Annotated in this window: 12 protein-coding genes; 4 read left to right on the top strand and 8 right to left on the bottom strand. The window is 59.7% G+C overall.

All coding sequences use genetic code 11. From position 1 onward, the window contains the following. Positions 1-84 precede the first annotated feature (84 nt). Positions 85-753 (bottom strand): polysaccharide lyase family 7 protein, encoded by a 669-nt coding sequence (locus KGB23_RS11800; protein WP_223431205.1) that lies wholly within the window; start codon positions 751-753, stop codon positions 85-87. A 323-nt stretch (positions 754-1,076) separates the two neighbouring features. Between KGB23_RS11800 and KGB23_RS11805 the strand changes: the two genes are divergently transcribed. Genes KGB23_RS11805 through KGB23_RS11815 form a run of 3 tightly spaced genes read left to right on the top strand, consistent with a single transcriptional unit; the run spans position 1,077 to position 4,067 of the window. After that, the gene (locus KGB23_RS11805; protein ID WP_223431206.1) at positions 1,077-3,200 is read left to right on the top strand and encodes a putative bifunctional diguanylate cyclase/phosphodiesterase; all 2,124 of its coding nucleotides are present in this window, start codon (positions 1,077-1,079) and stop codon (positions 3,198-3,200) included. Between the two features lie 47 nt (positions 3,201-3,247). Next, the gene (locus KGB23_RS11810) at positions 3,248-3,739 is read left to right on the top strand and encodes a M48 family metallopeptidase (RefSeq protein ID WP_223431207.1); all 492 of its coding nucleotides are present in this window, start codon (positions 3,248-3,250) and stop codon (positions 3,737-3,739) included. 31 nt (positions 3,740-3,770) lie between these two features. Next, complete coding sequence (locus KGB23_RS11815) at positions 3,771-4,067, top strand: helix-turn-helix domain-containing protein (protein WP_008151963.1); 297 nt, start codon at positions 3,771-3,773, stop codon at positions 4,065-4,067. A gap of 108 nt (positions 4,068-4,175) precedes the next feature. Here the strand turns inward: KGB23_RS11815 and KGB23_RS11820 are convergent, their stop codons facing one another. Next, on the bottom strand, positions 4,176-4,628 hold the full coding sequence (locus tag KGB23_RS11820; protein ID WP_223431208.1) for a GNAT family N-acetyltransferase: 453 nt from the start codon (positions 4,626-4,628) through the stop codon (positions 4,176-4,178). A gap of 257 nt (positions 4,629-4,885) precedes the next feature. Here KGB23_RS11820 and KGB23_RS11825 point away from each other — a divergent pair, with 257 nt between their 5' ends. Beyond that, complete coding sequence (locus KGB23_RS11825; protein WP_223431209.1) at positions 4,886-5,623, top strand: substrate-binding periplasmic protein; 738 nt, start codon at positions 4,886-4,888, stop codon at positions 5,621-5,623. 46 nt (positions 5,624-5,669) lie between these two features. Here the strand turns inward: KGB23_RS11825 and yccS are convergent, their stop codons facing one another. The 6 genes from yccS to KGB23_RS11855 all read right to left on the bottom strand — a co-directional run bounded on the left by yccS (position 5,670) and on the right by KGB23_RS11855 (position 15,298). Continuing rightward, positions 5,670-7,853 (bottom strand): YccS family putative transporter, encoded by a 2,184-nt coding sequence (gene yccS / locus KGB23_RS11830; RefSeq protein WP_223431210.1) that lies wholly within the window; start codon positions 7,851-7,853, stop codon positions 5,670-5,672. Between the two features lie 261 nt (positions 7,854-8,114). Continuing rightward, entirely contained in the window at positions 8,115-9,293 is a 1,179-nt protein-coding gene (locus KGB23_RS11835; protein WP_223431211.1) for an NAD(P)/FAD-dependent oxidoreductase, read from the bottom strand. A 165-nt stretch (positions 9,294-9,458) separates the two neighbouring features. Further along, a complete protein-coding gene (dbpA, locus tag KGB23_RS11840; RefSeq protein ID WP_223431212.1) occupies positions 9,459-10,844 on the bottom strand; it encodes an ATP-dependent RNA helicase DbpA in 1,386 nt (461 codons plus the stop codon). Between the two features lie 57 nt (positions 10,845-10,901). Then, a complete protein-coding gene (mdtD, locus tag KGB23_RS11845) occupies positions 10,902-12,329 on the bottom strand; it encodes a multidrug transporter subunit MdtD (protein ID WP_223431213.1) in 1,428 nt (475 codons plus the stop codon). A gap of 189 nt (positions 12,330-12,518) precedes the next feature. Continuing rightward, entirely contained in the window at positions 12,519-13,856 is a 1,338-nt protein-coding gene (locus KGB23_RS11850; RefSeq protein WP_223431214.1) for a TldD/PmbA family protein, read from the bottom strand. Further along, positions 13,856-15,298: a TldD/PmbA family protein gene (locus KGB23_RS11855; RefSeq protein ID WP_223431215.1), complete on the bottom strand. Its 1,443-nt coding sequence runs from the start codon at positions 15,296-15,298 to the stop codon at positions 13,856-13,858. The genes KGB23_RS11850 and KGB23_RS11855 overlap by 1 nt, the downstream gene beginning before the upstream one ends. Positions 15,299-15,486: the final 188 nt, after the last annotated feature.

Consider the following 15,486-nt stretch of genomic DNA (forward strand, 5'->3'; position numbering starts at 1 on the left):
CTTCGTCCTCGGACGCAGCCTCGCAGGCTCGGCAGCTGCTACAGAGATCGAGTTGTTCTTGGGAGCGTTCCGGGGTGTGGGGGGTTACTTGTCGTGATCAATATCCAGCTTGCTGAACGTCACTTTCCCGCCTTCGCTGGTGTACCCGGTGTTGTCCTGCACATACGCCCCAGCCTTGAAGTACAGGGGTTTGACGCTCCAGGTCTTGCTGATTTCGGTGTCCCACTGGTAGCCCGCCGCACTGATGCCCAGCGCTCCGCCCGGGCTCAGGTGGATGAGGTAGGAAAACTCCCGATCCAGTTTCACCCCGGTAGCAATGGTGATTATCCGTGCGGCATCGTCATCAGGGTGCATACGAACCTTGGCGACGAGGTTGCCCGACTGTGTGCTGGTCGAGTACTGATACTCGAGCTTCACCATCGGTTTCTGGCTTTCATAGGCGTGGATCTGGCCAATGACGATCTTGCCCGAGGTCGGTACCTGGTTCACCGCCAGGGTGGCACGCAGGGTATTGTCGGCGTCCGGGTAGCGCCAGTTTTTCAGGGTGCCATTGCTGTAGGTTTCGCGAAGTTCGGTGCGGGGATACTTTGCGTTTTCAGTTGTAGAACCGGTGACCGGGGTCCAGAAAAACAAGGTGCCGGTGTCGGAGTGGAAGTATTGGTCCTTGAAGCCATCCACCAGTTTTGACGTTTCAACGGTGTACGGCGGATTGCCGACGGGAACGCTGAGGTTCCAGGTTGCGAGATCGATCATAGACAAAAGCTTCCACGGATTTTTTGCTGCACGCACGTTCCAGAAGCTCTGGCGCGCGCCTTGGGGGCAATCCTTATAATCGCAGAAGTTCAATTTGTTAATGCGTAAATGACAAACGGGTGACGTCAAAATCCTGTTAAAAGGCCATCTTTCCCGGTTTCAGGGGCCTGTGGCGCCGACCGTTAGTCGGCAAATGGACGCTTTAGTTAAATGATGGCGTATTGATAGCTTCTGCTTTTGCGGAACCCGGTCTAGAGTGAAGGCTTAGTATTTGTCCGGTTTTCACGAGAACCCGGCCTGACGTCCCGCATAAGAGAAGCAGCATGGAATGCGCGCAACCCACGCCAGCTGAAGACAGTTCAATTCTTTTAATCGTCGATGATTACCCTGAAAACCTGATCAGCATGCGCGCGTTGTTGCAGCGCCAGGACTGGCAGGTCATCACCGCCGCCTCGGGCTTCGAGGCGCTCAGTCTGTTACTCGAACACGATGTCGACCTGGTGCTGCTGGATGTGCAGATGCCGGGCATGGACGGTTTTGAAGTGGCACGCCTGATGCGCGGCAGCCAACGAACCTGCCTCACGCCGATCATTTTCCTTACCGCCAACGAACAGTCCCAGGACGCCGTGATCAAGGGCTATGCCAGTGGTGCGGTGGATTACCTGTTCAAACCGTTCGACCCACAAATTCTCAAGCCCAAAGTCCAGGCGCTGCTCGAGCATCAGCGCAATCGCCGTGCGTTGCAGCGCCTGAGCCACGATCTGGAGGTCGCGCGCGCGTTTAATGCCTCGGTGCTCGACAATGCCGCCGAAGGCATCCTGGTGGTCGGTGAGGACGGTCTGATCCGCTTTGCCAATCCGGCGATGTCGCGGCTGCTCAATGCCACGTTGCAAGACCTGCAAGGCAAAGCATTCCTGGATTTCCTGCAAAAGCCGCACATTCCTATCTGGGCCGACTCCGAGCTGCTCGCCGGTTACAAACGCGGCGAAATCCTGCGCCTGCATGATGCATTGCTGCGTACGGCGCCCGGCCAGCAGGTGCCCGTGGCGCTGTCCTGCGCGCCGTTGCCCAGCGAGCAACATGCGATGGTGGTGACGGTGCTGGACATGTCGGTGGTGCGCCATCTGCATCAGCAACTGGAGTTCCAGGCGGTCACTGACCCATTGACCGGGCTGCTCAATCGTCGTGGCTTTTACCAGACGGCGGAAAACCTGCTGTTGCGTGGCGACCGCTCCGATAGTGCCTGGGTGCTGCTGTATCTGGACCTCGACGGCTTCAAACGGGTCAACGACTCCCTCGGTCACGATGCCGGCGACCGGGTGCTGCGGTGGGTGTCCGAGCAGTTGAAGGCGTGTCTGCGGCCCTTCGACATTCTGGCGCGCATGGGCGGTGATGAGTTCACCGCGTTGCTGGATCTGGAGTTCCCCGAGCAAGCAGCAAAAATCGCCGAGAAGCTGATTGAGCGGGTGTCGATCTGTCAGCAGATCGATGGTCTGGATATCGCCTTGGGCGCCAGCATCGGCATTGCGACGTACCCGGATTGCGGTTCCAATCTCGACGGTTTGTTGCGCGCATCTGACATCGCCATGTACGAAGCCAAGCGCGCCGGCCGTCAGCAATATCGTTTCTACGATCACGAAATGAACGGCCGGGCACGCTCGCGGTTGATGCTCGAAGAAAGTGTGCGCGCGGCGATCGAGAACCGTGATTTCAATTTGGTGTATCAACCGCAGGTGGCCATTGCCAGCGGGCAGACTCGCGGGTTCGAAGCGCTGATCCGCTGGCAGCACCCGAGCGTCGGCGATGTACCACCGGGGCTGTTTTTGCCATTGCTGGAAGAGGCGCGGTTGATCAGTCACCTGGGCAGCTGGATCTATCAACAAGGGGCGAGCCAGCGAAAAGCCTGGGAAACCGTGTTTGCCGACGACCTGGTGCTGGGCGTCAGTTTGAGCAGCACGCAGTTCGGCATGCCCAATCTGGTCACTGAGTTGCGCCAGGTACTGGAGCGCCATGGTTTGCAGGCGCGCCATCTGGAAGTCGAGGTCACAGAAGAGGCCTTGATGCAAAACCCCGAGGAAACCCGTAAACAGCTGCGCCTGCTGCGTAACCTGGGTGTGCGCGTGGCCCTGGATGACTTTGGTTCCGGGCCGTGTTCGCTGTCTCATCTGCGCGATCTGGAGTTGGACACGCTCAAGTTCGACCGGCATTTGATTGCCCGGCTACTGGAGTCCTCACGCGATGCGGCGCTGGTGCGCAATGTGATCGAGTTGTGCAAGGAGTACGGGATGCTGGTGATTGCCGAAGGGGTGGAAACCGTTGCGCAATATCAGTGGCTGCAAGCCAATGGTTGCGAGTACGTGCAAGGGTTTCTGGTCGCACGGCCGATGATGGCCGAGGACGTCGGTGACTTTGTGCGGCCGTTCGACTGGAACACGCTGACCGCCTGAATTCGCTACACTGGCGACCTTTTCGTGAATCGTGTCGTGCCGCCCCAATGACCGCGTTGAAATACCTCCAGGCCTATCCTGCAGCACTGCAGGAGCAAGTGCGCCAGCTGATCGCCGACGGTCGGCTGGACGACTACCTGAGCCAGCGTTACCCGGAAAAACACCGGGTACAGAGCGACAAGGCGTTGTACACCTACACGCTGGAACTCAAGCAGGAATACCTGCGAAATGCCCCGGCCATCGATAAGGTGTTGTTCGACAACCGCCTCGACCTGACCCATCGCGCCCTCGGATTGCACACCGCGATATCCCGGGTGCAGGGCGGCAAGCTCAAGGCCAAGAAAGAAATTCGTGTAGCTTCATTGTTCAAGGACGCACCTGCCGAGTTTCTGAAAATGATCGTGGTGCATGAACTGGCGCACTTTAAAGAGTCGGATCACAACAAGGCGTTCTACAAGCTTTGCGAACACATGTTGCCGGGGTATCACCAGGTGGAGTTCGATGTGCGGGTGTACCTGACGTGGCGGGATATGCAATAGAGATCAAAATATCGCAACCGGGAGTGTTTAGATGGATGTAAGCAAGACCAAGAGCAGCTTCTATCGTCGGTTGTACGTGGCGTACCTGATTGATAGCGGGCTGGCCAGTAGCGTCCCGGCGCTGACCGAAGTGACCGGCATGCCCCGCCGCACGGCGCAGGACACCATCGCAGCGTTGGCCGATCTGGATATTGTTTGCGAGTTCCAGCAGGAAGAAGGAGCGCGCAATCATGCCGGGCGCTATCGGATTCGCGAGTGGGGGGCGATTGATCGGGGGTGGATCGAGCGCAATCTTCGGCAGATCAAAGCGGTGCTTGAGTACCCCTGAACGTCTGTGGTGCGGTAGCTGACGCCTTCGCGAGCAGGCTCGCTCCCACATTGGATTTGTATACACCGCGGATCAAATGTGGGAGCGGGCTTGCTCGCGAAGAGGCCCTTACGGACGGCGCATCCCGATATGCGGAATGTCATCCTCGAGAAACTCCTCGCCCGACACCACAAACCCGTACCGCCCGTAATACCCCTGTAAATGCGCCTGGGCCGAGAGATAGATCGGTACTTCAGGCCAGCGCTTTTCAGCCTGCTTCAACGCCTGCGCCATCAACTCATGCCCAAGCCCTGTACCGCGCGCTTGAGGGGCAATGATCACTCGCCCGATGACCACGTCGCCACCCTGTAACTCCGGGTCGAGCAACCGCAGGTACGCCACCAGTCGATCCCCGTCCCAAGCCATTAAATGGCAGGTGTCACCTTCCAGATCCTGGCCATCGATGTCCTGATAGACGCATTTCTGCTCAACGACAAACACCTCTGCACGAAGCTGCAGAATGGCGTACAGCTGCTCTTTGCCCAGATCGCTGTGGTGTTTGCAGACCCAATCGATTGTCATCTTCACACTCCTTGAACATCGTTGCTCCGATACTAAGCGCCCAGGCGAAAGATGTCTTTATGGCAGAGAAATCTGTGACAAAGGCCAAAATGCCATCATTCATTTCGCGCGGCCTTGTCTTGTTTGTGTAATCTGAGATGAAGCGCTGTGCAGTGGCTTCGATGAGCTAATGTTGGCACCTGTGTTTGGCAGTACGGGGGCCTTGGAGTTTTGGCTGAAAACACGTCGGGCGTCCCGCCCGCTAAGGATTTTCTAGCATGCCGCGATTGCATCGAGCCTTTGCTTTGATCGGATTGCTGTTGCTGACTCAAAGTGCGGCAGCGGAAAAGCTGCGTTTGGTAGCCGATGCCTGGCCGCCCTTTACCGACTCCACGCTGGTCAACGGTGGGTTGGCCACGGACATCGTCAGCACAGCACTGGCCCGGGCCGGTTATGCCAGTGACTTTGAACAAGTGCCTTGGGCGCGGGCCTTGCTGGGGGTTGGCGAGGGTCGATACGACGTGTTGGTCAACGCCTGGTACACCGACGAGCGCACGAAGCTTGGCCAGTTTTCCGGCGAATACCTGCTCAACCGTGTGCGCTTTCTCAAGCGCAAAGACACGCCGATCGAATACAACAACCTGCAACAACTGCATACCTACCCGATAGCGGTGGTGCGCGGTTACGCCTATTCGCCAGAGTTCGATGACGATGTATCGCTGCAGAAAGTCCCGGTGCACAGCTTCTCCATGGCGGTGCGCATGGTCGCCGCCGACCGGGTCAAATTGACCCTGGAAGACGAATACGTCGCGCGTTACTACCTGGCCCGGGAATCAACCAAGGTGCGCAATGCTGTGGAGTTTTTGCCCAAGCCATTGAGCGAGAACAGCCTGCACATCCTGGTCAGCCTGAAGAACCCCAGGCATGAACAGATCGTCGCTGGTTTCGACCGCGAGATCGCGGCAATGAAAGTGGATGGCAGTTATCAGCGGTTGATGGAACAGCACGGATTGTAGGTGTGGCTGATGGCCTCATCGCGGGCAAGCTCAGCCACCGCAGATCTCAATCCTCACTCGTTTCCTTGATGAGGTGCGCTGCCAACGTCCGCAATGGCCCAAGCTGACGGCACATCAATGCCAATTGCGTCTGCACCAGCCGTTGGCCTTCATCAAGTTCGTCCGGCATCTGTTCAAGCGTATTGGCCAGTGCCTCTTCCTCATCGCTCTGAATCGCAATCGGCAGTTTGCTTGCCAACCCTTGGGCAATTTCATCGATGCTGGCGGCCAGTCTCACGCCAGCACCGTCGATCAAATGCTCGCGCACGTCGGGCGGTAGCTGGGTTTCCCGGTGTGCGCCCAGTCCGGACAAATAACTGAGCAAGGTGTGCGACAGCACCAGGAAGCGGAACCCGACATCTGCTTCCTTACGGAAATGCCCCGGTTCCATCAGCATGTTGGCGAGCGTCGTCGACAGTGCCGCGTCAGCGTTGTGCGCATTGCGTCGGGCCAGACGATACGCCAGGTCGTCGCTTTTGCCGGCTGCGTATTGCTGCATGATCTGGCGTAGGTAAATGCTGTTGCAGGTCAGGGTGTTGGCCAGCACTTTGTTCAGGCGTCGGCCCTGCCAGTCCGGCAGGAACAGGAACACCGCCAGCCCGGCGATCAGGCTGCCGAGCAAGGTATCGAACAACCGCGGCAGGAACAGCCCGTAACCATCCCCGACCTGGTTGAAGCAGAACAGCACCATCAAGGTGATCGCGGCCGTCGCCAAGGTGTAGCGGGTGGTGCGGTTGATAAAGAACACCACCCCGGCGGCGATCGCAAAGCATGACTGGACCAAGGGATTCGGAAACAGATCGAACAGCGCCCAGGCCACGGTCAGGCCGATGGCGGTGCCGATGATTCGTTGGCCGAGTTTGCGGCGGGTTGCGCCGTAGTTTGGTTGGCAGACAAACAGCGTGGTGAGGATGATCCAGTAACCCTGAGACGGGTGGATCAAATGCACCATCCCGTAGCCGATGCTCAAGGCCAGGGGCAAACGCAGTGCGTGACGGAACAGCAATGACGTCGGTGTCAGCTGCGTGCGCAGGCGTATCCAGACATCCTTCAGGTTACGTGGCGAACGGTCGAGCAGGCTGCTGTCGGTGGCATCGGCCAAGGCGTCGGGGTTGCTGGCATCGCTGAGCAAACGATCGAGCGTGCCGAGGTTGGCCGCCAGTGCCCGCAACGATCGCAACAGCCCGCGCCAGGCCGGGTTGCTCTGAATGCGCAAATGTTCGAGAGAGGCGTGCAGGTCGCTCAGGGCTTCGGCGAAGCTGGCGTCATAGATGAACGGCTGGCGCATCTGGATCGACTCGGCCAGCGCCCGGCAGGCCTTGCCTTGCTGACGCAGCAGGCGCTGGCAGCGGAACATCACGTCGCTGTGAAAGAAGGCATCGGCCAGGGCGTTGTAAGGGTAGTGCGAGGAACTGGCGCGCTCGTGGATGTCCTGAGCGAGGAAGTACAGCTTCAGGTAACGGCTGAGTTTCGAGCCCGGTCGACCGTTGCCGACGCGGTGCAGGATGATTTCCTTGGCGGCGTTCAGTGCGGCCACGACACGGCCGTTTTGCTGCGCCAGTTCCAGTCGGCGCGCTTCCACGTCCATCTGCCGGATCGGCTCGAACAGCGACGATTTCAGCTTCAGGTAGTAACCCAACTCGCGGAACAACCGCGCCAGGCTTTGCTGCACCGGCTGATTGGAAAACATCGCCTGCCACAGCACCGAGAGCAAACCGTACCAGGCCGCACCGGCCACCAGCAGCACCGGTTCGTGCCAGAAATCGGTGACTGCACCGCCGCGCTGGTCCACGCCGATCATGGTGTAGACCGACAGAATCAACGTCGCCGAGGCAATCGCGCCATAGCGTTCACCCAAGGCGCCGAGCATGGTCAGGCCGAAACTGGCCATAGCCAGGGCGATGATAAAAATAACGGGGTAGGGGAAGAGCAATTCGACGGAGAGGGCGGCGACGCTGAAGCACACCAACGTCACGGCCAGTGCGTTAAGGCGGCCTTGCCAACTGTCGTCGGTCTCGGCCAGGGCGCTGGCGATGATCCCGAGGAACAGCGGGATCAGCAGCCCCATTTCATCCTTGTACCAACACAGCGCCATGCTGCCGGTCAGGGCGATGAACACCCGCACGCTGTAGCTGAATTTATCCAGCGCCCAGAGGCGACGCAGAGACTGACTAAAGGGGGTCGATGACATGAAGTGCGAAGGCCTTCCGAGGCAATGACGCTAAATTGAGCCAGTAATGACGCCGACGCAATGGCGCCGATCACATCTGACAGCAAAATCTGTTCCTTCCCTGGCAAACATTACCTTGAAATGAAATCCCCTGTAGGAGCTGTCGAGTGAAACGAGGCTGCGATTTTTTGATCTTGTTTTTAAAAAGCAAAGTCAAAAGATCGCAGCCTCGTTTCACTCGACAGCTCCTACACAGCTCCTACATGCGGGGAGCGGTGCGGGTCAGACGAATTGCGCGGCAGCGTAGCCGGAGGCCCAGGCCCACTGGAAGTTGAAACCGCCCAGATGCCCGGTCACGTCGAGTACTTCGCCGATGAAGTACAGGCCGGGGCTTTTCAGTGATTCCATGGTCTTGGACGACACCTCGTTGGTATCGACGCCGCCCAATGTCACTTCAGCGGTGCGATAACCTTCAGTGCCGGCCGGAACCACTTTCCAGCTCGCCAGTTTTTCGGCGATGTCGGCAATTTCTGCGTGGGTGTATTGCTTCATCGGTTTGGAGACGAACCAGTTATCCGCCAGCAGGTTGGCCATCTTCTTGGTGAAGATTTCCCCCAGCAGGGTTTTCAGCTCGCTGTTCGGACGTTCGGCTTGCTGCTGTTGCAGCCAGCTCGGTACGTCATAGTCCGGCATCAGATTGATCTCAACCGTATCGCCGGATTCCCAGAACGAAGAAATCTGCAAAATCGCCGGACCACTGAGGCCGCGGTGGGTGAACAGGATGTTCTCGCGGAAACTCTGGTCATTGCAGCTCACCAGGCAATCCACCGACGTACCGGACAGCTCGGTGCAAAGCTCCTTGAGCTGATCGGTGATGGTGAACGGCACCAGCCCGGCGCGGGTCGGCAGCAAGTCGTGGCCGAACTGCTTGGCCACCTGATAACCGAAACCGGTCGCACCTAGCGTCGGGATCGACAAGCCGCCAGTGGCGATCACTAACGATTCGCAGGTGATCTGATCGAGGGTGGTTTGCAGCAGGTAGCCGCTTTCCATTTTCTCGATGTGCTGGATCGAGGTGTCGAGGTGCAGGCTGACGCCGACCTGATCGCACTCGTTGAGCAGCATTTCAAGGATGTCGCTGGATTTGTTATCGCAGAACAATTGGCCGAGTTTCTTCTCGTGGTATGGCACGCCATGTTTGGCGACCATCCCGATGAAATCCCACTGGGTGTAGCGGGCCAGGGCAGATTTGCAGAAGTGTTCGTTCTGCGAGAGGAAATTGCTCGGTTCGGTGTACATGTTGGTGAAATTGCAGCGGCCACCGCCCGACATCAGGATTTTCTTGCCGGCCTTGTTCGCATGGTCGAGCAACATCACCTTGCGCCCGCGCCCGGCGGCGGTCAGCGCACACATCAAACCTGCGGCGCCAGCGCCAATGATCACGACTTCGGTAGAGCGCAAAACGGTGTCCTCTCTGTTTCACCACAAAACTAATGTGGGAGCGGGCTTGCTCGCGAAAGCGGTGTGTCAGTCAACATTTAAGCCGACCGACAGATTGCATTCGCGAGCAAGTCGAATCGTCGCACCGCCGCTCCCACAGGGGATCTTCGTTGGGTCGAAGAATCCTTACAAAATACGCACGCGCAGCGAACGGCCTTTGATCTTGCCGTCATTCAGGCGCTGCAAGGCTTGCTTGGCGATCCCGCGTTCCACAGCCACATAAGCCTGGAAGTCGAAAATCGCGATCTTGCCAACCTGAGCGCCCGGAATACCCGCATCGCCCGTCAGTGCGCCAAGAATGTCGCCCGGACGCACCTTGTCTTTACGGCCCGCGCCGATGACCAGCGTGCTCATCACCGGCAGCAGCGGTGCGCCGCCCTGGGAAGTGAGGTTGTCGATCTGATCCCAGCTCAACGGCGACTTCTGCAGTTGCTCGATGGCTTGGGCGCGGTGCGCTTCGGACGGTGCGACCAGGCTGATCGCAATACCTTTCTCACCAGCACGACCGGTACGGCCAACACGGTGGATGTGGATTTCCGAATCACGGGCCAGTTCGACGTTGATCACCATGTCCAGCGCATCGATGTCCAGACCGCGCGCGGCGACGTCGGTAGCAACCAGCACCGAGGTGCTGCGGTTGGCGAACATGGCCAGTACCTGGTCACGGTCACGCTGTTCCAGATCACCATGCAAGCCGACGGCGGAAATGCCTTTGGAGGTCAGGTGATCGACGGTTTCCTGAACCTGCTGCTTGGTGAAGCAGAACGCCACGGTGGACGCTGGGCGGAAGTGGCCGAGGACTTTGGTCACGGCACTCATGCGCTCTTCCGGGGAGATTTCGTAGAAGCGCTGCTCGATCTGCGTGTCGTCGTGGAACGCCTCGGCCTTCACGATCTGAGGGTTGCGCATGAACTTCGCGGCCAACTGCTTGATGCCCGTCGGGTACGTGGCGGAGAACAGCAGGGTCTGGCGACGCTCCGGGCACTGGGCAATGATTTCTTCGATGGAATCGTAGAAACCCATGTCGAGCATGCGGTCGGCTTCGTCGAGGATCAGCGTGTTCAGGCCATGGAGCACCAGCGAACCTTTGCGCAAATGCTGCTGAAGGCGGCCCGGGGTGCCGACGATGATGTGCGCGCCATGCTCCAGAGAGCCGATCTGCGGGCCGAAGGACACGCCGCCACACAAGGTCAGGATCTTGATGTTGTCTTCGGCTCGGGCCAGACGACGGAGTTCCTTGGCGACCTGATCGGCCAGTTCGCGAGTCGGGCAAATGACCAGCGCCTGGCAACCGAAGAAGCGCGGATTGATCGGGTTCAGCAGGCCGATACCAAAGGCGGCGGTCTTGCCGCTGCCGGTCTTGGCCTGGGCGATCAGGTCCATCCCCTTGAGGATCACCGGCAAGCTTTGCGCCTGGATCGGCGTCATCTCGGCATAACCCAAAGAGTCGAGGTTAGCCAGCATGGCGGCGGACAGCGGCAAAGTATTAAAAGCGGTGGCGATGGTGGTCACGGGACTGGCCTGCAAAACAAAATGTCGCGCAGTGTACCAGCCCGGTGGCCATTCGCCCTAAGGCTCTATGTGCTCTTCCGGACGCTTGACGCGCCGTCCGTCTTCCTTTGAGAGCTGAGAAAAGATCGTTGCGGCCAGCATCGCCATGATTCCGACCGTTACAAAGGTCAGCTGGAACGCGCCCAAAACCGTGTCCACGCCGTCGTTGCCGATCTCCGCCGTGAAGCCGCCAAGCAAGGCGCCGGCACAGGCAACGCCAAGGCTCAGGGACAATTGCGCGACCACCGACAGCAAGCTATTGCCGCTGCTGGCGCTGGCGTCGTCGAGGTCGATCAGGGTTACGGTGTTCATTGCGGTGAACTGCAGCGAGTTGATCGCCCCCAGAATCGATAGCATCACCAACAGCAGCCAGTACGGCGTCTGCTCGCTGACCAGGCCCATGCTCGCCAGCATCAGCCCCAGCGCCAACGTGTTGCCGGTCAGTACGATGCGATAGCCCAAACGTTCGATCAGCGGCCGTGCCACCGACTTGGCGACCATTGCTGCCGCCGCCAGCGGCAACATGCTCATCCCGGCCTGGGACGGCGAGTAACCCAGCGCCACTTGCAACAGCAACGGCACGAGAAACGGCAGGGCGCCGCTGCCCAGTCGGGCGAACAGGTTGCCGAGGATGCCCACGGCAAACGTCCGGGTCTTGAACAGCGACGGTGCGAACAGCGGATTTTCGATGTGCCCGGCCCGCAACCAGTACGCCGCCAGACAGGCCATGCCGGCGAACAGCAGCAACATCACGCGCAAATGCGGCAGGTGCAGCTCGCCGAGGCCTTCCATGGCGATGGTGATCAGCACCATCGCCGCGCCGAACAGTAAAAAGCCCAGGCTATCGAAGCGGGTGCGTTCGGTGCCGCGCAGGTCGGGGATAAATCTCCACACCGCGTAACAACCAACGGCGCCCACCGGCAGGTTGATCAGGAAGATCCAGTGCCAGGTCAGGTATTGCACCATCCAGCCGCCCATGGTCGGGCCGATCAACGGGCCGAGCAATCCGGGAATGGTGATGAAGCCCATGATTCGCACCAGCTCCGAGCGAGGGTAGGCACGCAGCACCACCAACCGCCCGACCGGCAACATCAGCGCACCACCCAGGCCCTGAATCACCCGTGCGCCAATCAACAGGCTCAGGGTGCTCGACAGCGCGCAGAGCAACGAGCCGAGGCTGAACAGCAGAATCGCGCTGAAGAAGATTTTCTTGGTACCGAAACGGTCGGCGATCCAGCCCGAGGCGGGGATCAGCAAGGCGACGGTGAGCATGTAGGCGATGATCACGCCCTGCATGCGCAACGGGTCTTCGGCCAGGTCTCGGGCCATGGCGGGCAGGGCGGTGTTGAGGATGGTCCCGTCGAGGGATTGCATGAAGAACGCGATGGCGACGACCCACGGCACCCAGCGGGCGGTGACAGCGTCGAGAGGCGGGCGGTTGGGCATGGGACCTCTTGTGGGTGTGAGATGAAGCAGTCCGCAAGTCGATGAAATCCTGTAGCAGCTGGCGAAGCCTGCGTTCGAGGACGAAGTCCTCGCGAGTTCAGCGTACGCGCTCCTACAGAAGTAACTCGGTTGCCGGTTTGGCGAGGACTGCGTCCTCGAACGCAGGCTTCGCCAGCTGCTACAAAGTGTTTACAGCGTTAACGTGAGTTTGCTGACCAGCGCCCCCGGCAACAACGCCGAGGCCGTGGCCCGCTGGCTGTAGGTACTGGCCGACAACATCAGCTCGCGCTCCTCGGTCAACGCTTCCAGCTGCGATCCCAGCAAACTGTACGCACTGTCATCAAACCGCATGGTGCTCACCGGCGCCTGAATCTCGCCGTTCTCAACCCAGAACGTCGCAAACCGTGTCATGCCGGTCAGGCGTGCCGCCGGCTGATCGGAGTAGTTCAGGTACCACAGGTTGCTGATGTACAAGCCCGTGCCCAATTGCTTGAGAATCTCTGCATCAGGCAACGTACCGGCCGCCATGTTCACTGCGCTCGGCATTTCTCCACCGCTGGCGCCATTGGCGGTCAGGCCGTACTCGGCCGCACTGCGTGAACTGACCATTTGCGCGCCGGCCTTGCCGTTGACGATCAACCCAAGATCGCTGCGCGGATAACCTTCGCCGGAGAATGCCGGGCTCAACGAACCGCTAACCTTTTCATCCACCGACACCAACGGGCTGAACGCACTGTCGCCCGCGTAAAGCTTCTGCAGCGGACTGTTTTTGCTGGCAATCGACTGCGCCGAGAAACCACCCCAGCCCAGCATGTCCATGATTTCTCCCAGGGCTGCCGGCGCCAGATAGGCGCGGTACTGACCCGGCGCCAGGGTGTGTTGCGGTCTGCCGAGAAACGCCAACTGCTCGCGCGCCTGCGCAAAGCGCTTGGCAAACCCTTCGCTGTTCCAGTCGTGCCCGGCGTAGCTGGCTTTCACCGCCTGGCCGTTGTCATGGAACAGGCTGAAATCGAAGTTGAAGCTGTTGGCCTGATGCCAGCCGAACGCGCCCGAAGAACTGGCGAAACCGCGACTGATCGGGCCAGCGGCGTAGAAACCGACCAGATCCAGCCCTTCAGCCGCCTGGGTGATTTCAGCGACCACTTGCTCGGTATCCGGTAGCGGATGCGCCTGAACGTTCTTGCTCTGCCAGCCGTTGTAGTTGAGCAGCAGGTACGGATCCTGCGGCAGCAACGGCAAGGTTTCGCGCAACTGTTGCAGACCTTCGACCAGGCGCTGAATATCGACTTCCGCATCACCGGAAAGGGTGATGTTCAGGTCGGCATGCCGGCCATCATTGATCAGTTTGAAACCGACGCTCGCCTGCTGCACCTGCCCGGCCTGACGGACCTTGGCGTGGTTGAAGCGCACGAAGGCCGAGGATTCGGCGGCGTAACTTAGAGTGAATTGCTCCGGCTCGCGAATCGCATCGCGCAGCCAATTGACCAAGGCCTTGAACGCATCGGCCTGACTTTTTGAAGTACTCATCAGGCATCTCCCCCAAACACATCCACATTGCTGAACACACAGGCCGGCGAGGCATGGCCGACGCGGATCACCTGGTTCGGTTCGCCCTTGCCGCAGTTCGGTGTGCCCAGGACCTTGACGGAGTTGGCATCGCCGACGGCGCTGAGGCTTTTCCAGAACTGCGCGGAAATCGCCCGGTAGTTCGGGTTCTTGACCACGCCTTTGAGTTCGCCGTTTTCGATCAGTTGGCCCCACTCACAGCCGAACTGGAACTTGTTACGGGCATCGTCGATGGACCACGAGCGGTTGGTGCTCATCAAAATCCCGTGCTCGATGTTGCCGATCATCTGCTCCAGCGGTTGATTGCCGGCCTCGATGTTCAGGTTGGCCATACGATCGATCGGCGGACGGTTCCAGCTGCAGGCGCGGCTGTTGGCAACGCCATCCATGCCGGCACGGAATTGCGACAGTGCACCGCCCAATGGACGCAGCAGCAAACCTTCTTTAATCAGGAATTGTTTGCTCGCGGCAGTACCGTCGTCGTCATGGCCATAGCTGGCGAGCTGCTCGGGGATGTCCGGGTCGAAGGTCACGTTGAGCAGTTTGGAGCCGTATTGCAGGCTGCCGAAGTCTTCTGCCTTGACGAAACTGGTGCCGGCGTAATTGCGCTCATCGCCGAGGATACGGTCCAGTTCCAGGGGGTGACCGATGGACTCGTGGATCTGCAGCATCATCTGGTCCGGCATCAACAAAAGGTCACGCGGGCCTTTCGGGGTGTTCGGCGCCAGCAGCAATTGCAGCGCCTGATCGGCGATTTTCGGACCGGCGCCGACCAGGCCGCAGCGGCTGATCACATCAAAACCGCCCTGTTGACCGAAGTTCTCGCGGCCCAGGGTTCGGGTCTGGCTGTCGTTGCCGTCGTAGGCGGTGACGTCCACGCTCGGGTAGACGAAACGCTGGGCCTGGCGCAGTTCGGCGCCGGCGCTGTTGAGGTAGATCTGCTCGACGTTAGTGATGCCGATGCTCACCTGCCAGTTCACCAGTCGCTCATCCTTGGGCACGGACGCGGATTCGGCGCCGAGCAGTTGGTAGCAATCACTCAGGGACGGGAAGGGCTGGTCAAAGTTCGGCGAAAAGTAGTCGGCGCGGTCGCTGGAGACGGCTTGCTCGCGCAAGTCGAGCAGGGCGTGGGGCTTGAGTCGGCGGGCTTGCTGCTCGGCTCGCTCCAGCGCGGCTTGCAGCCCGGACTGCGACAGGTCGTTGGTCGCGGCATAGGCTTCGACGCCGTTGACCCGAACGGTCAGCATCGCGCCTTCGTCACGGCTCAGGCTCGGAGGTTCGGCGACATTCTTGCGCACCGACAGGTACTGGCCGGACTCGCGCACATAACGCAGCGAAAAGAATTCAGCGCCCGTGCGCAAGGCAGCGAAGCGCTGCTTGAGCTGGGGATGGAAATCGAACATTCGGGAACCTCCTTGGTATGGAGTGGCGGTGTATCGATGTTGCGAGGGGGGTGAAACGTTTGCGTGGCGCTAGATTAGGCCTGCGCGGGGGGTAGGATCAAGCGCGGAGCGGTGTAGGAAAGGATTACCAGGTTGGGTCAGGCGGATGTGTATCGTTTGGTCGGGCCCCTTCGCGAGCAAGTCGAATC

It is taken from the genome of Pseudomonas sp. GL-B-26, from assembly GCF_019947405.1.
GTDB lineage: Bacteria > Pseudomonadota > Gammaproteobacteria > Pseudomonadales > Pseudomonadaceae > Aquipseudomonas.

Bases quoted from the DNA above. Each gene is read 5' to 3' on its own strand.
- mdtD (WP_223431213.1), bottom strand. From the start codon at position 12,329: ATGCCCAACCGCCCGCCTCTCGACGCTGTCACCGCCCGCTGGGTGCCG.
- KGB23_RS11820 (WP_223431208.1), bottom strand. From the start codon at position 4,628: ATGACAATCGATTGGGTCTGCAAACACCACAGCGATCTGGGCAAAGAG.
- KGB23_RS11825 (WP_223431209.1), top strand. From the start codon at position 4,886: ATGCCGCGATTGCATCGAGCCTTTGCTTTGATCGGATTGCTGTTGCTG.
- KGB23_RS11805 (WP_223431206.1), top strand. From the start codon at position 1,077: ATGGAATGCGCGCAACCCACGCCAGCTGAAGACAGTTCAATTCTTTTA.
- yccS (WP_223431210.1), bottom strand. From the start codon at position 7,853: ATGTCATCGACCCCCTTTAGTCAGTCTCTGCGTCGCCTCTGGGCGCTG.
- KGB23_RS11855 (WP_223431215.1), bottom strand. From the start codon at position 15,298: ATGTTCGATTTCCATCCCCAGCTCAAGCAGCGCTTCGCTGCCTTGCGC.
- KGB23_RS11815 (WP_008151963.1), top strand. From the start codon at position 3,771: ATGGATGTAAGCAAGACCAAGAGCAGCTTCTATCGTCGGTTGTACGTG.
- KGB23_RS11800 (WP_223431205.1), bottom strand. From the start codon at position 753: ATGATCGATCTCGCAACCTGGAACCTCAGCGTTCCCGTCGGCAATCCG.
- KGB23_RS11850 (WP_223431214.1), bottom strand. From the start codon at position 13,856: ATGAGTACTTCAAAAAGTCAGGCCGATGCGTTCAAGGCCTTGGTCAAT.
- KGB23_RS11810 (WP_223431207.1), top strand. From the start codon at position 3,248: ATGACCGCGTTGAAATACCTCCAGGCCTATCCTGCAGCACTGCAGGAG.